This window comes from Amycolatopsis sp. NBC_00355 (assembly GCF_036104975.1).
Classification (GTDB): Bacteria; Actinomycetota; Actinomycetes; order Mycobacteriales; family Pseudonocardiaceae; genus Amycolatopsis.
In genome coordinates, this window is the sequence record NZ_CP107982.1 from 3,109,079 (window position 1) to 3,128,072 (window position 18,994).

The window sequence follows — 18,994 nt, forward strand, 5'->3', positions numbered from 1 at the left end:
GACAGAGCAGTTCACCACGTGATCAGGAGCCGCCGTAGTCCTCGGGTCAGGCTCTCGGGCTGCCACGCCAGCTCGTCGTCCCGCTCGGCTACCTTCAAGCCGGGCGTTCTGGTCACCAGGGCGTGCAACGCGACCTGCAGTTCCATCCTGGCCAGCGGCGCGCCGAGACAGAAATGCGCACCCCGGCCGAACGACAGGTGGTGGGCTGCCTCGGGGCGGTCCACGTCGAACCGGTCCGGGTCGGGGAAGACGGCGGGGTCGCGGTTGGCCGCGTTGACGACCGGGAACACGGTGGTGCCGGCTTCGACGGTCTGGCCGGAGAATTCCACGTCCGCACGGGTCATTCGTGGCTGCCCGGCGTGTCCCAGGGCGACGATCCGGAGCAGTTCTTCGACCGCGTTCGGCACCAGGTCCGGCGCCGCTACCAGGCGAGCCCACTGGTCCGAGTGGTGGGACAACAGGAGCACGGACTTGGTCAGCTGGGCCATGGTGGTTTCCTGGCCTGCGCCGATCAGCAGCATCACGGTGATCAGCAGTTCGGCTTCGCTGAGCCGATCGCCATCTTCGTCGTGCACCTGGATCAGTCCGGAGAGCAGGTCGTCGCCGGGGTGGTGACGCTTGTGCTCGATCAACCCGAGCAGGTGCGACGCGGCGACGGCGCCGGTCACCGCGAACGCCTCCTGGTCGAACGTGGTGGTGATGGACATGGCTTCGATGAAGGCGAGCAGGGGTTCGCGCTCGTCGTGAGCGATGCCGAGCAGCTCGCAGATCACGATGCCAGGCAGTGGTTCGGCCAGCGCGCTGACCAGGTCCGCCGGCGGTCCGGCGGCCAGCAACTGGTCCATCAGGCTGGTCGCGATCGTTTCCACTCTCGGCCGCAGGAGTTCCACGTTGCGGATAGTGAACGCTTTGGCGACCAGGCGACGCAGTCTCGTGTGGTCGGGTGGGTCCATGTTCGGCATCATGTCCGGTGACTGCAGGCCGGGGATGATAGTGGGTGCGTCGGGTGTCGCCAGGGCGGCGCGGCTCATCCTGGGATCGGACATCGCGCGTTGGACGTCGTCGTAGCGGGTGACCAGCCGGACCTCGTGCCCGCTGGCCAGCCGGACCAGGGGCACCGGGTCGGTGTGGAGCATTCGGATCGCCTCGGCGGCCGGGTCGGTCGAGGGTGGTGCTTCGAACGGGAACAGTGGTGGTTGACCGTGCGCAGCCATCGAGCTCTCCCATTGCCGTGTCGAAGCGACGATGGTCCGGTGTGTCCGTCGACAGTGTGATCCAGTTCTGTTCGGAATGTAAAGGGAGCGCGCGCCGAGGGACGGCCCGGTCCCGACTGCTCTCAACCACACGCATGTCGGCCGTAACGGAAACCGGCAGCGTCACCTGCGGCGTGAGCGCACGTCGGTGTGCTTGCTCGGCGACGCGGTCCGCGACCGTGCCCGGCGAGTTGCTCACCGAGCGCGGGTAGCGAGTCCCCACGCCGCACGCCCTCATCGGCTACTTGTTGAATGGCGGTACGACCGATGCCGGGCCAGGCTTGGTCGAGGTGTTCGACGGGTGGCTCTCTCATCGGCTGCCCACCACGCTGTCGGGTGTGGCTCACTCATGGCGTGCCTCCCGTCGAACACCGTGGCGGGATGTGGCTCAAGAGGGGTCTGCTCAGCTCGAAGTAGCGCTGCCCACCTCGCCTGATACCAACCCAGGTACAGCGAGGAGAGCAGCGTGACACCAGTGATCATCGGCATGGATCCGCACAAGCGGTCCGCCACCATCGAGATCATCGACGAACGTGAGCACGTGCTGCACGCCGGCCGGTTCGGCACCGATCAGGACGGCTACCACCGCATGCTGGCCACCGGTCGCCGGCACTCGCAGCGATTGTGGGCGGTCGAGGGCTGTCAGGGCATCGGCCGTCATCTCGCGCAGCGCCTGGTCGCCGACGGCGAGACCGTGGTCGACGTGCCGGCGAAACTCTCGGCGCGGGTGCGGGTGTTCGCCACCGGTCAGGGCCGCAAGACCGACCCGGTCGACGCGCACTCGGTCGCGGTGGTTGCCTTACGTACCAGGGGTTTGCGGTTCTTTCAGGTCGATGACGCGACGGTGGCGCTGCGTTTGCTGGTGGATCATCGTGACGAACTGGGCCACGCTCGCACCCAGGTCGTCAACCGGTTGCATCGCCTGCTGCTGGAGCTGCTTGCAGGCGGGGCGAAGAAGTTCCTGTCCGCCACCCAGGCCCGCGCGCTGCTGGCCTCGGTGCGGCCGCGTGATGTCGTGGGCAGGACCCGCCGGCGGCTGGCCGCGGACCTGATCACCGAGCTGGACCGCATCGACAAGCGGATCAAGACCGCCAACACCGAACTGGGTGAGCTGGTCGCCTCCACCGGCAGCACACTGCTGGAACTGTTCGGGATCGGCCCATCCAGCGCCGCCCGGCTGCTCGGCGACATCGGTGATGTCGGCCGATTCGCCGACAAGGGACGGTTCGCGTCCTGGAACGGCACCGCACCGTTGGAGGCGTCGTCTGGTGATCGTCGTCGGCACCGGCTGTCGCGGGCGGGAAACCGCAGGATCAATCGGGTGCTGCACGTGATGGCCATCGTCCAGCTCCGTCACGACACACCCGGCCGCGCCTACTACCAGCGCAGACTGGCCGACGGCAAGACAAGTATGGAAGCGATGCGGTGTCTGAAACGCCGTCTGTCCGATGTCGTCTACCGTCGGATGGTCCGCGACGCGGAGCGCTTGGCGGCAGGCCCGGGAGGACATTCGGGGGCGGCTCCTGACTCCAGCGCGGCTGACCTGAACCCCGTGGTCAGCACTTCGGAACAGTCACTTCCCGAGCCTGCCGACCACAAGGATAGGGCAGCGGCTTCCTCGTCTGCTTGACACAGAGGGGAGCCATGTGAGGACGCCGCGACGCTCAATCTGCAGCATGAGAGTGCGTTCGGTGACCGTTCCCAGAGGCTAGGTCAGGGGTGTTGCGGCGTAGCGCCTGGCGGGGAAAGCAGTCGTGGACGACCGGGCCGGGCCGGTTGTCCCCCTGAACGCTGGTGAAGCCCCGATCATGACGCCCTCCTCACTGCTGACCGTCCAGACCCGCTCACGTCCGCGGCGCGCTTGAGCACGCCGTAGCGCGCTTCGACACTGACGCCGGCGGTGTGCTTGGCGGCAACGGTGGCCGAGACGCGTTTGGTCGAGGCGTCGGTGCCCACGGCAGCGTGCCACCGCTCAGATATCCCGGTCCTTGACCGTCCGCAGCAGGGTGTATCGCGTCGTCCAGTTGTTGCTGCTGCCGTTCGGACAGCCCGGATAGCAGCGCCGACTCGTTCGCGGCATGGTCACTCATGGCCGCGTCGACGATCGCCATGCCCTTCTCGGTGAGTGTGACCAGGAAGCTGCGACGGTTCTCCGGATCCAGCCGCCGGTTGATCAGGCCGGCCCGGTCGAGCCGGTCGAGGCGGTTGGTCATCCCCGCCCGCGACAGCATCAGTTGCTCGGACAGCGCCGACGGGGTCACCACGTAGGGCGGCCCGGAGCGGCGGATCGCGGCCAGCACGTCGAACTCTCCGTTGCGTAGGCCGTGGCGGGCGAAAACCTCGTCAAAGGAACGGCTCATGATCGCGGCGAACCGCGTCACCCGCGCCAGGACCTCGACCGGCCACAGGTCCAGGTCGGACCGCTCCCGCCGCCACTGCTTGATCACCTTGTCCACCTCATCGCTCTCACGCATGCCACCATCGTACTATTTGACAGATAATAGTTCGACGTCGTACTGTCTTGGCATCGAACTACATTCCTGGTCGAACACACTGGAGGACCTCATGCGCAAGATCATCGCGAGCCTGTTCGTGTCCGTCGACGGCGTGGCCGAGGCACCCGAGACTTGGCATTTCCCCTACTTCGACGACGAGATGGGCAATGCCGTCAGCGCCGCCATGGCCAACTCAGGCGCGATGCTGCTCGGCCGCGTTCAGTACCAGCAGTTCGCCGCCTACTGGCCGACAAGCGAGGACGAGGTAGCTGACATCATGAACAACCAGAAGAAGTACGTCGTCACCAACACTCTGACCGAGGCCACATGGAACAACACCGAGATCATCAGCGGTGATGTGCTGGACCGGATCACGACGCTCAAGTCCGCTGCAGGCAAGGACATCGGCGTGACCGGCAGCCTCACCCTCGTGCGATCACTGCTCACAGCCGGACTTCTCGACCAGCTGCAGCTCTACGTCCACCCGATCGTGCTCGGAAAGGGCGCGCGGTGGTTCGACGACCTCAATACCGTCGAACTGCGACTGGCCTCGGCCGAGACCTTCTCCACCGGAGTGATCCACCAGACCTACACACCGGCCGCCTGACCACGTCCGCCGGTTCGTCTTGTCCTTGATGATGTTCCGGAGGAGGAAACCAGGCCCGGTCCGGCCGAGGACCGCCTGTTGTCGATCCCCGCTTCCGTCATTCGACGCGTAGTCGAAGCCACCTGCAGGAGGCGGGGCCCTAGTGAACGATCTCCAGCTCCCCAGACACCAAGGAGGAGTACAGCATGACCGAGCTGAACGTGGTGTAGGTGTTCGAACAGTCGGAGATCAGTTCGTGCGCGCGTCGTAGGTGTAGGTCGACGAGCCCACCTGCGTGCGGTTGCCGGCCGCGTCGTAGCCGTAGGCCACCGTGCTGACACCGTTGTTCCAGGACGCGAGCCGGTCGGCGAGGTCATAGGTGTAGGTGTTGGCTGCCTGCGACTGAAAGGCTGGTGGGGCAGCCACCCCAAATACTGCAAGCAGTTCAAGGTCCACTCCTGCACCACCGTGCTGCCGGCCACGATCCAAGGCATCCACAGCTACCTCGGCTCCGGGCTGATCAAAGGCATCGGCCCGATGATGGCCCACCGGACGGTCGAGCACTTCGGCGTCGACATTCTCGAGGTTATCGAGACCGACCCGAAGCGGCTGGTCGAGGTCCACGGCCTCGGCCCGAAACGCACCAAGCTGATCGCCGACGCCTGGGAAGAACAGACACCATCGCCCAAGTGGTCGGCATCCCCCACGACAGTCCCGAACGCACCAAGGCCGGCCTGCAGCTGTTGCCGAGGGACAGGGCAGGCGGGTGCTGGCACAGACAGTTGGCCGACGACGAACCGGTCGCGGCGAACACTGTCGCTGCGCCTTCGGCTGGACCGAGCTTTCAGGGAAGAAGGCCCACGATCGCGGCCTCGCCGACGACCTTGGGGCCTTCCATCAGCAGCATTCTCCGCCCCACCTGCAGGTATAGCGACGCCATTTCCGGTGCCAGGAAACCCACTTCCGCGACACCGGAACCGGACGCGTCGATGCGGGCGACGATGCTCATGTAGGACTCCGCGTTCCACGGATCCTTGCGTTCGGGTTCGCCCTCGCTGAGAAAGACGACATTGGCGGCGTAATCGCCCGGGCCGGGCGGGCCGGAGACACGGCCCCCCGCCGCGGCGGACAGCTTCGTTGCATCGTCAGCCCGCATGCTCACAGAGTTCATCAATTCAGGTAACGATCGGATATCGCCGTTGTGCGCAGGCGCCTGGACTCGGATCGCAGAGACCGCCAAGCCGGGTCATCGAGAGCAGGCACCCCGCGGTGCCTCGAGGGGTGGCGGGCGCCTTCTCGTTCACCAGAGTTCAGGATCGTCGAACTGCTTCACCAGTTCGACGACTTGACCCTACCGACGCAGGCATATCGATCTTGGAAGCCTCGCACTCGGGACTCGGGGCTGGATAGACGTGAGGGCTGACTGTTAAATTCCGTCCCTGATGGTGCGAATACACCCTGGGCGGGAGTGCTGGTGTCTGCTGAGTTGATCGTGAACGCCTTGGTTCTGGGGGCGGCCGCAGGCGCATCGTCTACCGCCACAACTGCGGTAACCGATGCTTATGCGGGAGTCAAGCATGGTGTGAGACGGTTGTTTCGCCGCGCGGCACAGACGGGAGACATCGACGGCGACCCGGACGTCGCAGCCGATGAGCTGTTCGCGCAGGTGGAAACCAACCCTGAGGCCAGCAAAGACCTGCTGACAACTCTTGCTCTCGGCAGCGACGCAGAGCTGGTAGCGACAGCTCGGCGACTGGTGGACCTGGCGGATCAACCCCCAAAGTATGACGTCACGTTGCACGACAGCACCGGGGTACAAGTCGGCGACCACAATCAGATGACGATCAATCCGGGTGAGCCGCGCTCGTGAGCGAACCACCACGCGATCAACGGGTAGTCCACCTCACCGGCGGCACCGGGATCCAGATTGGCTCCGGAAACCAGCAGATCATCCACTACCACGCGCCTGCGAGATCGCCGTGGCCCGTGCGCGTCGGCAGGGTTCCCATGGTTGCCGACTGCTACCAAATGCGCACGGTCGAGGAGCAGCTCGGCGGCACAGCCACGACGGTCATCACCGGGATGGGCGGGGTCGGAAAGACTCAGATCGTCGCCGAGTATGCCCGTAGGTTGTGGAGCGATCCTGCTGTCGACCTGGCTGTGTGGACGACAGCAGCGGACCGGGACACAATCATCGACACCTTCGCACAGGCCGCTCGTGCGATCGGGCAAGCTGCCCCGGGTGATGACGCAGTAACCGGCGCCCAGGCGCTGGTGAACTGGATGGCAACCACAAAACGCCGCTGGCTGGTGGTGCTCGACGACCTGCAGGACCCGGCCGAGGTGCACGGTCTCTGGCCACCGGAAGGCGGCAGCACGATTGTGACTACCCGCCGTCGGGACTCTGCCCTGCGGCGCACCACCTGGCAGACGGTGGAGGTCGGCCTCTACACCTCGGGCGAATCACTGGCCTACCTGCATTCCAAGGTGACGCAGCCGCATCTGCTCGACGGCGCTGCGGAGCTCGCCTCCGAGATGGGCGGGCTCCCGCTGGCCCTGGCTCAGGCAGCAGGCTACGTACAGGACGTCGAGATCACCTGCGCGGAGTATGTCCGTCAATTTCGCACCGGCCGCGACGTCACGCCGGACGTTCTCCCGGACGAGCACCAGCACACAGTCAAACGGGCATGGGCGTTGTCGGTGGAACGCGCCGACAGGCTGACACCAGCGGCCGTGGCCCGGCCGTTGCTGGAGTTGCTTTCGTTCCTGGATCCCAACGGCACCGTCACGGCGGTAGTGACCACCGCTGTGACCTTGGCCTATCTCGGTGTCCGCGCCAACGCGGCGGTCTCCGCCGAGGACGCCTTGCGCGCACTGCAGATCCTGCGTCGTCTCAGCCTCGCCGAGACCGACCTGGCACAGCCCCACCGCGGTATCCGAGTCCACGCCCTCGTTCAACATGCGACCCGCGCGGAGATCGAGGACGAAAGTCTGATCGCCACCTTCGCCGCCCAGGCCCTGGCCGACTGCTGGCCCGAGATCGAGCAGGACGCCGTCCTCGGGCAAAGCCTTCGTGCGAACGCCGCCGAGCTGCTACGTCATTCCCTCGCCCACCTCTGGAGCCGCGGCGGGCACGCTATTTTGCACCGGTACGGCCAAAGCCTGGGCGAAGCTGGCCTCGTCAGCTCGGCCGCGGCGCACTTTGAGAACATGGCCACGACAGCCGCTCAGGTCCTCGGCGCCGACCATCCGTCGGCGCTCACCATGCGCGGTGAGCTGGGAACGTGGCGGGGAAACTCCGGCGATGTCGCTGGCGCGATCGTCGAGGTCGAACGACTGCTCGCAGACCGCGTACGACTCCAAGGGCGCGACGACACCGCCACGCTGGCCACGCGTCACAATCTCGCGTACTGGCGGGGCAAAGCCGGGGACCTGCGCGGTGCCGTGGCAGAATTGGACAGGCTGCTGGAAATCGAACGTCAGGTTCTGGGTGCTGGTGATCCGGCCACGCTGACGACTCGATACACCCGCGCGCTGTGGCGGTCTTCCGTGGACGGTGCGGACCAGGTTGTCACCGATTTTGAGGATCTTCTCGCCGACTGGCTGCGAGTGCGCGGGGCCAACGATCCTGGGACGCTCACGGTCCGTCACGAGCTGGCGCGTTGCCGTGGCAAAGCGGGGGATCCCACGGGTGCGGTGATCGAGTTCCGAGGTTTGGTCAACGACCAGATGCGAGTGCATGGTGCCCAGCACCCTCACACGCTTGCCGCACGCCACGAATTGGTGGACTGGCAGGGCATAGCAGGAGACGTGACCGGTGCAATCGCCGGTTTCGACAAGCTTGTCGCGGACAGTACCCGGTTGCTGGGAACGGATCACCCTGCCACCTTGAGCGCCCGAAGTGGCCTGTTGCGCCATCGTGCCCGGACGGGCAGTCTGCCCGAGGTCGCACGCGAGCTGGAGCAGCTCCTCGCGGACAGAACACGAGTACTGGGTCCCGATCACCCGGAGACGCTGAACACCCGCGGCAGCCTGGCGACCGTGCGCGGTGGATGTGGTGACGTGGCTCAGGCCGTCGCCGAAACCGAACAGGTTCTGCGAGACCGGACACGCGTGCTCGGGCCTGACCACCCCCACACCCGCGCCAGCAAGGAGCACCTTGAGTACTGGCGCGGTCGGTTGTGAGACGCGCGGCTCGACGTGAGGCCTCATCCAGCTAGACAAGGTCGCCGCGGAGGCTCGCGATCGTGAGCCGATCGATGTGGTCGGCCAGTAACTGAATCTGGCTCAGCAGCTCGGCCGGTTCGGTGTTCAAATTCAGGTGCCGGACGTGGATTCGGGCACCGAGGCCGGGCAGGTAATGCGCTGTCCCGGTTGCGGGGCCGTGCGCGTAGATGAGCATGGCGTCCGGGACGCCGGCGGCCAGCGCATAGGCCACGGTCTGGTAGACGTTCGGCGCGGCGCCGTTGCCGGCGTCATAGCGGTACTTGAGCTCGCCGACGAAGCGGCATCGACCGCCGGCCCACCGGCTCAGGTCCGGCTGGACGTTGAGTCGTCGCCGGTCGTCCAGGTACAGCTTCGGTGTCTGCTGATGAGCCTCCTCGGCGGCATCAGCGAATCCGAACGCCAACACGTCCAAGCTCGCGTCCGCGCCTCCATGGACGCCCAAGTCATCAACGAAGGCCGACACGAAGGCGGACGCGCACCCTACGGCTACATCGTCGTCGACGGCGGACCACACCCGCACCCCCGCAAAGCCGCAGACGGACTCCAGCTCCGCATCCTCCACATCGACGACGAAGCAGCCGCCATCGTGCGCCGCATCTTCACCGAGTACCTCCGCGGCTACGGCGACCACGCCATCGCCGCCGGCCTCAACCGCGACCACATCCCCTGTCCCTCCGCCCGCCACCCCGAGCAGAACAGACACCGCCGCGGCGACGGCTGGATCGGAAGCACCATCCGCTCGATCCTCGAGAACCCGCGCTACACGGGCTACGCCGTCTTCGGCCGCTGGACCAAGACCGAAGTCCTCCTCAACCCCGACGACGTCTCCGCCGGCCACACCGTCCGATTCCGGCGAGCAGCACCCGACCGAGTAGTCCGCTCTCGCCTGCCAGCGCATCCGCCTATCGTGACAGTTCGTCAGTTCACCCAGGTTCAGCTGCTCCGGCGCGAAAAGACCCTCGCCGGCCGGAGCAGGGCCGAACGTCACGGGCGCCACACCCGCCACAAGTACCTGTTCCAAGGGCTCATCCGATGCACGGCCTGCAACCGCAAGATGCAAAGTTCGACGACCGGACCGCACCACTACTATCGCTGCGCGCCTAGCTCCCCTGCCAAGGTGGTGACGCATCTCCACTCGATTTCGGTCAGGGAAGACCACGTACAGGGCGCCGTGGACACATGGCTGGCAGAACTTGAGACTGTCGCTGTAGGACAAAGCAGTACAGGGCCTAACCGCAATCCTGCGACACCGGTCGCCGGCAACACCCGCGATCTGACCGGGTTGTATCGCGACCTACAACTAGTGGCGTTCTACGACTACCGGACCGAAGTCTTGGAGATGTCCCTCCAGCTGCCTGAGGTTGATGCGCGGCTGCACAACCGCACGCAGCTGTGAACGCGGCCCGGCAGCCGTCGACATGCTTTGTGCCGCTGACGCCATCGGGTACCCGCAGGCCGAATCGCTGACCCCAGCTCGTCGGCTGCGCGGTCGAAGAAGTCCGAGGGCAGGCCTGCCATGTAGGGGACCGTGATCGGTCCTCCGGTGGTGACCAGAACCGGTTGGGTGACCGTTGCCAGTCGATCGGTCGGCAATTGGTAGCGGTTGTGGAAGACGCTGTCGTGGACCAGCGTGGGCGCGAGGGCGACCGAATCCGCCCAATGCGACGTCTGCTTGCCTGCCGCTTTCCTGTCCGCGATGTTGTCGTCGGAAGCGCCGGACAGGCGCATGAACAGTTCGAGAACCTCCTCGTCTCGCCCGGCGTCGAAGGCGCGTCGGGTGTCCGCGATGTACTCTTCGAATCGCGGGCGTATGTCGTCCCCGACCGCGTAGGGCACCTCCCACACGGCGATCGTGTCGATGGCTGACCCGGCCGCGGCGGCTTCCAGCGCCAGCGCGCCACCAGAGGACGCCCCGAACAGGTGTGCCGAGCCACCCGCCTCCGCGATCAACGCATCCAGGTCCTCGATCTCTCTTCCACGGCGTAGGGCTCGGTGAAGCCGCTCGCGCCGCGTCCCCGACGGGCATAGTTGTAGACCGTGAAGTGCTCGGCGAGAGCAGGTACCAAGGGAGCGTTCTCGGCTCCGTCGTCCAGCGCGCCGCCTACCAGGACGACAGCCGGGCCGCTTCCCTTCCGGTCGTAGGCGATGGTGGTGCCATCGTTTGATGTCACGCGAAAGTCCATCTCGTTCATCTCACATCTCCGTTCGAGAGGTTTGTCTCAGCGCCTGAGCAGCGTGCCGACGACGGCCTCGGTGCGCGACCACCGCGCCCTTGCGATCACGGCCGCCACGACGAGACAGGCGAGCGGCAGCCAAGGGCTCTGCTCGAGCACGAACTGATCGGTGATGACAGCACCGGTCAGCAATGCCGCCAACCCGAGACTGGCCAGGCCCGCCAGAGCCGGGATCATCGGCCATGGTGTAGGCGCCCTCAGACAGTCGTTTGCTCAGGCTCTTCGCCCACTCCAGTTCGGTGCGTGCCTGTCCCGCCCACAGCTCGGCCTGATCGCGGACGTGCTCGGGGGCGTCCCTATTGGGCTGCTCCCGCCACTTGGCCTGCACTACGAGCTCCACTTGCGCGCCCGCCAGGGTGGTGTCAACTCCCACCAACACTAGGGTCCCCCTGGTCCGGGTGGTGTCAGCACTGACCTACAAACGGTGCTGGTGGAGACCTCCACAGCCAACCACTAAATATGTCAGCCATCAACGTGTTCTCTTGGTAACTTCCGAGCGTGAACTTGACCGACCTCAGCAGTGGCTTCCGTGACGGGGCACAGCGTCGGCGCGCGCAAGCCGTGATCGAGGAACGGCTCGCGGATGACCGAGAACAGGATGAATGCCGATACCTCATGAGGTTCTGGTGGCAACTGACCATGACCTACCAAGAGGTGTCGGCACGCGAACTTCAGGCGCACGTGAGCGCGGGTAAGCTGAACGCCGTCGAAGCGCTGATCGAAGCGATCAGGTGCTCACCCGACCGGATCGACGCCTGGATCCTGTCGGCAGAGCAAATTTTCCCCGTCATCCACGATCGAGGCCATGAAGCAGGCCTGTAACTCCGCCCCCTGCCGTGATTGCCAGTAGGGACCTTCTGCAGCACGATCATGTGCACCAGCCACGGCGGCCCTGTCAAGATCGGGATGCCCCGTCTCCCGGTACTGACGACGGCCGGATCTCGCCTTTCGACCTCGACCTCCAGCGCCGTGAAGCGCGGCTGGCTGGTATCTGGCGGGGTTGTCTTGCCCGCCGCTGGGCGACCCCGAGCAGTCATCATCTGGCATGAACTTGCCCGCGGAGGTGAACGTCCGCTTCTGTCGAATTGAGGAGGTTGCCCTATGCAGAGCTCGGTTGCCGATGCGTTGCTCACGCCTGGCCGTGTGGCGACGAAGAAACCAGACCACCACAGGTGGATGGATCCTGTAAAGCTCTATTTTCACACGCGCAAACAATGTGAAGTTCTATAACCGAGAGGAGACGATATCAAGTGCAGTGACCACTCCAGTGTCATTAACACCGTAACCTACCTCTCCAATTTTAAGCCCCATGGCGACAGGTTCTCCTTCTGTCAATCCAGTCAGTCGCGTGGTCGAGTAACCATACGCTGCGAATACGTGGAAGCGAAACAAATGAAGTTCCGCGAAGTTCTCAAAAAGTGAGGCACCTTTCAAGTATACAACCCCAGACGAGTCAATTCTTCGTCTTAAGGAAGGCGGTAGCCATCCGTACTCTAGCGCTGGCGCATATTGGCGCACGTAGCTAACCTGCAACCTCTTCCGGTTTATGTACCACTTAATCGGCATCAGAGCTGGAAAGGAGTTGATTGCGTGACCTAAAGTCGCCTTGCTTAAATTCATACTGAGAGGCATTGGATTGACGAGCACGTGTATGCGAAGTCGGGGGAATGTGGTAAATAGCTGAATGATCCACGCAAGGTCGAACACTGCCTCCCCATTGTCATCCAATACTATGGTTAGTTCCGAATCGGGCTGAACAAGCCGCGCGAAAAGAAGCTCAGTGTCGTCGACAGCTAAAACTGGAGTACTTAACCGAGACACGACGTCGTCCAGCCATTGAGATGAGCCGATGACTTGTGGCGAATTCCAAAGAAGCCCAGCGCTCGCATTGCGCGCCAATAGCAACTCCGAGGAGTCGGACCACGGGAGAAGACACATAACTCGATGAGCTTCAGTGTTCAACCGCCGGCCTGTACGAGTACGATAAGACCACAAGTGTGCTATCCTTGGGCCGAGAACGATCTTGAGTAGAAGCTCCTGTATATAAGTAAGATTGTTGAATCCCAGATGGGCTTGAAGCCGTGGCCACGCCAGCAACAGGCCCATACACTCTACCAGTGACCCGCCAATTCGCTGAATCTCTTGCGCGGAGAGCCGAGCTTGATCTCCTACAATTTCTGCGGCCTGCTTCAGGAAAGAATCTGACCAATCGCAGACCGGAAGCAAATCTTCTTTTTGAGATAAATCAATGAGGAAGGGTCTTGGCTTAGGCAGCTTTGCCGGCCCACTAAGGCCTCTTCCTGACGGTATCCCCAGAAGCAACTCCAGCGGCCTCTCCTTTGAGTATCGACAGAGCGTCGATCCTGAGGTTTCCTCACTGTCGGCGGCACCGTAAATATTAGCAATTAGGGTAGCAGTTGTGTCTATTTGCTGGATTATGTCATCGGAATTTGTTGAGACAACTCGCCGCCAAACCGCCTCAACGCTATTTTGATACTCGAGCCTAGGGCGACGTCCTTTAATTTGCATTCCCGACGTCATGTAAGTCTGCCATCAATTTGAGCAACTGCTGCAATAAACCTTGGCTCATCGTCTAAAGGTAACTCGCTGAAGAGTTCCAGCGCGAAGCCAGTGGCATTTAGCGCCGTCATATAGCTTTCAAGCGACCGGTGGAAGTGAGTTGTCGCTTTACCAGTTCGCGACATTCTTGTCCTAAATTCTCCGCGTATTGCAATTTCTCTGTGATAGTCATACCAGTCCATCTTATCGTAGCCCCAGTAGGACGGCCAGAAACACGGGTGAGTCACCGTGAATGCGATCCGACCCCACGGCTTCAAGACGCTTGATATGGCGCGGAGCACGTCGCGTACATTAGGGGTGTCCATAAGAACCATGTTTGCGATGGCGAAGTCGAATTCCCTGGTGTGCGACTCCGCGTAGGCTTCGATGGTGCTATGCACAAATCCAATGTCCTCATTTGCACATCGTTCTCTTGCTATGCGAATCGATTCACCGCTGATATCGATTCCGACAACATGTGGCACGTGGACGGCCAAAAGTTCGGTAAGTCGGCCAGTGCCGCAGCCGACATCAACTAAGCGACTTGGTCGATGTTCTTGAATCCAAGACGTTAGCCTCGGAGCAAGAATATGCGAGAAACTGACGTCCCTGCCGTCCGCGATTTGAATGTCGCGAACAGGGGCTAGTTCGTCCCATTCCTTCGCAATCGTAGCCAGACTCGGCGTCGCAATGGGTCCATCATCGAGCATGATGGGACATCCTTTCGTCAGCCCCTGCTGGCAATTAGCCGTCGCACCAGCTCAAATAGGTCTCGGGCGAGATGGAAAGCTGGATCACTTCCAGAATCGTATTCGTCGACCACCAGGTCATCATCGACAAAGCGGCCGATAGCAACGCGAGTATCGGAGCGGTCTGCATCTATTATCGTAAATCGCGTACGGATGGTGTAGTTGATGTCAGGGTAATAAAATACTTCTGCGCCGAGCCGTGCAAGTTCTCTGGATAACGGAGTCTCTCGAGGTAGGACGACAGTGAGACTGTGGCTGCGCGCTCTAAGTCGTAGGAGCTCGGCTACGCGGGCATCTTCTTCGGCCCATCCCAGATTTCGAGAGAAGATAGCCGCCGTTGCACCTCGTTCTATCCAATTGTACATATACTGCTTGATACCTACATTTGTCGCGATTACTAAATGCCTCTTGGTAAAGAACTCGCGCATGTCGAGTGCCAGTGACACGACAGTAGACAGAGCAAGAATGCCAAGAAGCCCCCACTGCCATGCTGTTAGAGGAAGTGCCGGTTGGCGCAGTTGGATGACAAGAGTAATAATACTTCCGAACGTACCCACTGTCGCAAGTAGGCGTGTGAACAATTTGCGCAAGATGAACCTCAATCCATGCAGTCGCCGGAATGGACTCCAGTGCAATTGTGTCGATTGCGATTGGAGGCTCGCCTGACCGCACCCCGAGTGCACGTACCTCTAGCTGTGCATCGCGGAGTCTGGACCGAACTTCGTACGTCTCCCGGGCGCACATAGTTCCCGTTGTTCATCAGGGCCTCATCTCAGACCTGTCGTCGATCGAACGCGCATGTTCCGCACCTCAACTACGACAGTCGGCTTGAGCTGCCAACTCGTTACAGCAAGCGCTTCGCTGAGCACCACACGCACTCTCATGGCTCCCCTTTATGTCAAGGGGTGGCTCTGACGGGGGTAGGCTGGCTGGCGGCAGGTTCGGGTTGTGGCTTGTCCAAAGGGCCGGTGTCCGGGGTCAGGCCGGTCACGCTGGATCGCAGAGTCGTCCCCGAGTGCCCTCCCGGACCTGCCGCCTCACGTCGCTTCTGATCGGCGAGCATGCGGGCGTAGACGACGTTCGATAAGCGTCGTTTGAGGGCCCGCATCGCTTCCATCGACGTCTTGCCCGCAGCTTTCTTGCCATCGAAATAGACGCGGCCGGCGGTGGAATTACGGAGCTGGACGACGCCCATGATGTGCAGCGTCCGGTTGATCCTGCGATTACCGGCACGGGACAACCGATGCCGTTGCTGCTCGCCGGACGACGCGTCCAGCGGTGCGGTGCCATTCCAGGACGCGAATCGATCCCGGTTGCCGAACCGGTGGATGTCGCCGACGTCGGCCAGCAGCCGCGCGGCGCCGGACGGGCCGATGCCGTGCAGGTCGAGCAGCGTGGAGCCGCGGGCGATCACCAGCTCACGAAGATCCTTTTCCGCGGCCTTGGTCTTCTTGTCGATCGTCTCGAGTTCGGTGATCAACTCGACGATCAGACGGCGGCGGGTCTTGCCCACGATGTCCCGCGGTTTGACCGTCGCCACGAGCGCACGGGCCTGTGTCGCGGACAGGAACTTCTTCGCACCGCCGGGAAACAGCTCCAGCAGCAGCCGGTGAAGACGGTTGACGGTCTGAGTTCTGGCGCGGCCGAGCTCGTCACGGCGATCGACGAGCATGCCCAGTACGACCAGCTCAGGATCGGCCTGGACTCGGACCAGGTTCGGTGCGCGCAACGCGGCCAAGGCGACGGAGTGCGCGTCGACGGGGTCGGTCTTGCGGCCGTTGCCCGTGGCGAACACCCGCACCTGCGCCGACAACTTCGCCGGCACGTCCAGCACCATCTCACCGTCATGGACCAGCCGGTGGGCGATATGCCGGCCGACGCCGTTACAACCTTCCACTGCCCATACCCGCTCGGCGAACCGACGCCCGGCCGACAGCATTTCCGTATAGCCGAGCTGGTCAGTGCCGAACTTCCCGACCGTAACCATGTCACCGCGTTCGTTGATCACCTCGATCGTGGCTGAACGCTTATGCGGATCCATCCCGATAATCACGGGCATGCGGTTCTCCTTGCCTCGACGTGACGATGTCAGCAAGGAGGGCACCGCTACTTCGAGCAGAACAAACCCCTTTTCAGCCACTCCTCGCGCGGTGCTCGGCGAGACGCATGCCATGAGAGAGCCACGCCAATGCCACCGGCGGGCAGCCGCAATGTGGGAGCGACTCACCGAGCACCTGGACCAGAGTCTGGCCGGACCTGGTCCTGCCGCCCAGTCTTAAGTAGCCGCTGACCGCGCGCCGTCACGCCCGTCAGCGCAGGTAGCAGCAAGCTATGCGGCGGGTATTGCGGTCATCGGAAGTCTGGGGACGGCGGCAGTTGCAGGACGCTGCTCACGCGGTTGTTGAGTTCGCAGGCGAGCACGTGAGCTTCCGGCTCGGCGTCCGGCGCGACGCAGTCTGGGAGTTCGGCGATGGGCTCGGACCGATTGCGCGCGGCAGCACGCTTCGCGTCGGCCACCTTGTGCGCGGCGGTTCCGTACACGAACGCGAGGAACGGGCTTTTGTCGTCGCGGTAGGACGGCAATGCCGCCAGCACCGCCAGGAGGACCTCCTGCGCGACACCATCGGCCGAGATGTAGACGTCATCGGCCGAGATGTAGGAGCCGTCTTGCAAAGCGATCCGGAACCGGCAGTACCGTACGACGAGCGGGCGGATCGCCGCCAACAGCCGTTCCACCGCGCCGAGGTCGCCCTCGATCGCGGCATGAACCGGGTCTTGCACTTCGGCGGTCTTCGGGGCGAGTGCACCGGGCGGCCCCACACCGGGCACGTCAGCGTCCACAGGCAACCGACGTCCTCTCCCTCGCGGGCCTTCACCAACTCGGGTGAGCAGCCCCTACGCCCTCACCGGCCGAGGGGCTGCCTCTCGAAAGGCGCAGGCCACCGTCCATTTCACCCGACGTGCGCGACACCGAGGCGGCGTCCCGTCTTCCGGTTGCACAGGCTGGTCGATGCGTCGCGTGGCCCCTGGGCCCAACCCTTTGCCCTCGCGGAGTTCCGTTCGGCTGGAACCGCGTCGCGCCATTTGCGAGAACCAGACCGACGGCGGCGGCCGGTGGGCGCTGGTCGACCCGTCGGCCGCCGCGCAGGTAACCGAAGACCGCGTCCAGCCGCGGCGGTTGCAGCTCGTCGTCGTCCCGCCCGCCGTCCGCGCCGGGGTCGGGCTGGTCCAGCTGCGGTGGGGCGCCACGATCTACGGCCAGGTCGAGCTGTCGCTGTGCCCGGCCGCCCGGAACGGGCTCTGCTCGGTCTGCACTTGGAGGCCCGGCACCGGCTCCGGGGCGTGGGGCGGGTGCCGGCCCGCGCAGCGGCAGCTCGAGGTGAGGGATTCAGCTGCAGCGCCAACCCGCCGGACGAGCCGGGTGCGGCAGCGTTCTGGGCCCGGGTCGGAGCATTCCGGACCCCGGCGAGCCCGTGCTCGCACTAGGAAGCCGCCGGGCTGCGCATCGAACCCCGCTGGCCGAAATGGTGGCAACACCCGGGCGGTGGAAAGGCTTCTGAGGGTGGTGGACGGCTCTGCTTACGCTGGGCTCGGACCTTCATCGGAGTCAGGCTCGTCCGCAGGCCGGCGCACGCGCACACCGTGCTTGGCCGAAACGAAGGCGCGTCCGTTGTGCACCGCCCCGACGAACCAGACGTCGCCGCCGAACTCCGCCAAGTCGAACCTAGCGTTGCCGCCGAACTCCGCCCCGTCGAACACGGCGAAGCCACCGAACTCCGCCCCGCCGAACCTAGCGTCGCCGCCGAACTCCGCCAAGTCGAACCTAGCGTTGCCGCCGAACTCCGCCCCGTCGAACACGGCGAAGCCACCGAACTCCGCCCCGTGGAACCAGGCGTTGCCTCCGAACTCCGCTCCGTGAAACTCGGCGTCGCCGCCGAACTTCGCCCCGTCGAACCTGGCGGTGCCGCCGAACTTCGCCCCGCCGAACTCGGCGGTGCCGCCGAACTCCGCCCCGCCGAACACGGCGCCACCGATGAAGGTCGCGCTTCGGAATGAGACGGTAGCGATGGTGCACTCGGCGAGGGTGAAGTCGATGAGGGTCGCGCCGGTGAGGTCGATGTCGATGTCGGGCCAGAAGTCGGGTTCTAGCTGATCAGGGTCCATACCGGGTTGCAGGTGCCGACTCAGGATGCGTTGAGCGGTGAGGCGTACCTCGCGTTCTTGCAGCTGGGTTTCCCTGGTGCCGCCGGTGGGCGGCGTAGCGGGTGTGCGGGGGCGGCCGGTGGACTTCAGCAGGGCGGCGCACTCCCAGCGGTCGTGGCCCGGCGATGTCCGGTGGTGGGGTGTAGGGGTTGCGGAGGTAGGCGCAGATGACGCTGACCACCGTCTTCTGCCGTTGGGGGTCGTCTTGCGCGACCTGTTCGAGGGCGTAGAAGCCGCCATGGCGGACCGCGGCCTGCGGCGAGCCGAGTTGCTCGACGGCCTTGAGGTACAGCTCGTTCAGCCGCCGCTGGGCGGCATCGTGCACGGTGGCCGCGTGGACCTCGTGCTGGTGGGCGAGCGTGCGCTCGGTGGAATCTTGACGCCGCCAGGACAGGTACAGCGCAACAGCGGCGCCGCCGCCCGCCCCGATACTCAGCCCGATCTTGAGCGCGTTCAGTCGCGCGGTCACCAGATCCGCGCCGGTGAGTCCGATGGTCGCTGGCCACCGCAGCACCACGATCGCGCCCGCCGTCAGCACCGCGATCATGGCCGCGGTCAGCCACATCGTTGTCGGCCTCAACTCCCGCGACCGGGCAGGTCGACCCGCCGCTGCTGGCTGCTGGGGATTCGGGACGCCGGGGATCGAGGTCGATGGCGTGGTGTCATCGGTCATGTTCGTCTACGTCGC

At 64.1% G+C, this 18,994-nt stretch carries 20 protein-coding genes and 1 pseudogene; 7 read left to right on the forward strand and 14 right to left on the reverse strand.

Annotated elements, in window-relative coordinates:
* Positions 1-11: 11 nt before the first annotated feature.
* Entirely contained in the window at positions 12-1,214 is a 1,203-nt protein-coding gene (locus tag OHS18_RS13095; protein WP_328617179.1) for a cytochrome P450, read from the reverse strand.
* A gap of 505 nt (positions 1,215-1,719) precedes the next feature.
* On the opposite strand from OHS18_RS13095, the gene OHS18_RS13100 reads away from it, so the two are divergent.
* Positions 1,720-2,883, forward strand: a complete 1,164-nt coding sequence (locus OHS18_RS13100) for an IS110 family transposase (protein ID WP_328617180.1) — start codon at positions 1,720-1,722, stop codon at positions 2,881-2,883.
* A gap of 214 nt (positions 2,884-3,097) precedes the next feature.
* On the opposite strand, the gene OHS18_RS13105 is transcribed toward OHS18_RS13100, so the two are convergent.
* Positions 3,098-3,727, reverse strand: coding sequence for a MarR family winged helix-turn-helix transcriptional regulator (locus tag OHS18_RS13105; protein ID WP_328617181.1), 630 nt, complete (start codon positions 3,725-3,727; stop codon positions 3,098-3,100).
* Positions 3,728-3,818: 91 nt separating this feature from the next.
* Here OHS18_RS13105 and OHS18_RS13110 point away from each other — a divergent pair, with 91 nt between their 5' ends.
* The gene (locus OHS18_RS13110; RefSeq protein WP_328617182.1) at positions 3,819-4,355 is read left to right on the forward strand and encodes a dihydrofolate reductase family protein; all 537 of its coding nucleotides are present in this window, start codon (positions 3,819-3,821) and stop codon (positions 4,353-4,355) included.
* A gap of 228 nt (positions 4,356-4,583) precedes the next feature.
* On the opposite strand, the gene OHS18_RS13115 is transcribed toward OHS18_RS13110, so the two are convergent.
* A complete protein-coding gene (locus tag OHS18_RS13115) occupies positions 4,584-4,958 on the reverse strand; it encodes a hypothetical protein (protein WP_328618748.1) in 375 nt (124 codons plus the stop codon).
* On the opposite strand from OHS18_RS13115, the gene OHS18_RS13120 reads away from it, so the two are divergent.
* The 3 genes from OHS18_RS13120 (at position 4,875) to OHS18_RS13130 (ending at position 8,519) form a co-directional block, all read left to right on the forward strand.
* Entirely contained in the window at positions 4,875-5,393 is a 519-nt protein-coding gene (locus OHS18_RS13120) for a hypothetical protein (protein WP_328618519.1), read from the forward strand. The two genes, OHS18_RS13115 and OHS18_RS13120, sit on opposite strands and share 84 nt — an antisense overlap.
* A gap of 415 nt (positions 5,394-5,808) precedes the next feature.
* Complete coding sequence (locus OHS18_RS13125) at positions 5,809-6,204, forward strand: RIP homotypic interaction motif-containing protein (protein ID WP_328452768.1); 396 nt, start codon at positions 5,809-5,811, stop codon at positions 6,202-6,204.
* Positions 6,201-8,519, forward strand: coding sequence for a tetratricopeptide repeat protein (locus OHS18_RS13130; RefSeq protein ID WP_328617183.1), 2,319 nt, complete (start codon positions 6,201-6,203; stop codon positions 8,517-8,519). Before OHS18_RS13125 ends, OHS18_RS13130 begins: the two co-directional genes overlap by 4 nt.
* 31 nt (positions 8,520-8,550) lie before the next feature.
* Here the strand turns inward: OHS18_RS13130 and OHS18_RS13135 are convergent, their stop codons facing one another.
* Positions 8,551-8,973 carry a hypothetical protein gene (locus OHS18_RS13135; RefSeq protein WP_328617184.1) on the reverse strand — a complete coding sequence of 141 codons (423 nt, stop codon included), beginning with the start codon at positions 8,971-8,973 and terminating at the stop codon, positions 8,551-8,553.
* A gap of 18 nt (positions 8,974-8,991) precedes the next feature.
* Between OHS18_RS13135 and OHS18_RS13140 the strand changes: the two genes are divergently transcribed.
* Positions 8,992-9,957 (forward strand): recombinase family protein, encoded by a 966-nt coding sequence (locus OHS18_RS13140; RefSeq protein ID WP_328617185.1) that lies wholly within the window; start codon positions 8,992-8,994, stop codon positions 9,955-9,957.
* Here the strand turns inward: OHS18_RS13140 and OHS18_RS13145 are convergent.
* From OHS18_RS13145 to OHS18_RS13155, 3 genes are read right to left on the reverse strand one after another with little or no spacing between them, the layout of a single operon-like run.
* Positions 9,879-10,511, reverse strand: a complete 633-nt coding sequence (locus OHS18_RS13145) for a hypothetical protein (protein WP_328617186.1) — start codon at positions 10,509-10,511, stop codon at positions 9,879-9,881. The two genes, OHS18_RS13140 and OHS18_RS13145, sit on opposite strands and share 79 nt — an antisense overlap.
* Positions 10,508-10,753 carry an alpha/beta fold hydrolase gene (locus tag OHS18_RS13150; protein ID WP_328617187.1) on the reverse strand — a complete coding sequence of 82 codons (246 nt, stop codon included), beginning with the start codon at positions 10,751-10,753 and terminating at the stop codon, positions 10,508-10,510. Before OHS18_RS13150 ends, OHS18_RS13145 begins: the two co-directional genes overlap by 4 nt.
* A 27-nt stretch (positions 10,754-10,780) precedes the next feature.
* Positions 10,781-10,972, reverse strand: coding sequence for a hypothetical protein (locus OHS18_RS13155; RefSeq protein ID WP_328617188.1), 192 nt, complete (start codon positions 10,970-10,972; stop codon positions 10,781-10,783).
* A gap of 321 nt (positions 10,973-11,293) precedes the next feature.
* Between OHS18_RS13155 and OHS18_RS13160 the strand changes: the two genes are divergently transcribed.
* Positions 11,294-11,617, forward strand: a complete 324-nt coding sequence (locus OHS18_RS13160; protein ID WP_328617189.1) for a hypothetical protein — start codon at positions 11,294-11,296, stop codon at positions 11,615-11,617.
* A 402-nt stretch (positions 11,618-12,019) separates the two neighbouring features.
* On the opposite strand, the gene OHS18_RS48540 is transcribed toward OHS18_RS13160, so the two are convergent.
* The 7 genes and pseudogenes from OHS18_RS48540 to OHS18_RS13190 all read right to left on the reverse strand — a co-directional run bounded on the left by OHS18_RS48540 (position 12,020) and on the right by OHS18_RS13190 (position 18,979).
* On the reverse strand, positions 12,020-13,336 hold the full coding sequence (locus tag OHS18_RS48540; protein WP_442875374.1) for an ARMT1-like domain-containing protein: 1,317 nt from the start codon (positions 13,334-13,336) through the stop codon (positions 12,020-12,022).
* Positions 13,333-14,064 carry a class I SAM-dependent methyltransferase gene (locus OHS18_RS13165; RefSeq protein ID WP_328617190.1) on the reverse strand — a complete coding sequence of 244 codons (732 nt, stop codon included), beginning with the start codon at positions 14,062-14,064 and terminating at the stop codon, positions 13,333-13,335. The genes OHS18_RS48540 and OHS18_RS13165 overlap by 4 nt, the downstream gene beginning before the upstream one ends.
* 17 nt (positions 14,065-14,081) lie before the next feature.
* A complete protein-coding gene (locus tag OHS18_RS13170; protein WP_328617191.1) occupies positions 14,082-14,693 on the reverse strand; it encodes a hypothetical protein in 612 nt (203 codons plus the stop codon).
* A 308-nt stretch (positions 14,694-15,001) separates the two neighbouring features.
* Positions 15,002-16,243: an IS110 family transposase gene (locus OHS18_RS13175; RefSeq protein WP_328615716.1), complete on the reverse strand. Its 1,242-nt coding sequence runs from the start codon at positions 16,241-16,243 to the stop codon at positions 15,002-15,004.
* 227 nt (positions 16,244-16,470) lie between these two features.
* Positions 16,471-16,884, reverse strand: a pseudogene (locus OHS18_RS13180) (sigma factor); the annotation flags it as partial.
* A 798-nt stretch (positions 16,885-17,682) separates the two neighbouring features.
* Positions 17,683-18,267, reverse strand: a complete 585-nt coding sequence (locus OHS18_RS13185; RefSeq protein ID WP_328617192.1) for a pentapeptide repeat-containing protein — start codon at positions 18,265-18,267, stop codon at positions 17,683-17,685.
* Positions 18,257-18,979 carry a hypothetical protein gene (locus tag OHS18_RS13190; RefSeq protein ID WP_328617193.1) on the reverse strand — a complete coding sequence of 241 codons (723 nt, stop codon included), beginning with the start codon at positions 18,977-18,979 and terminating at the stop codon, positions 18,257-18,259. The genes OHS18_RS13185 and OHS18_RS13190 overlap by 11 nt, the downstream gene beginning before the upstream one ends.
* Positions 18,980-18,994 lie beyond the last annotated feature (15 nt).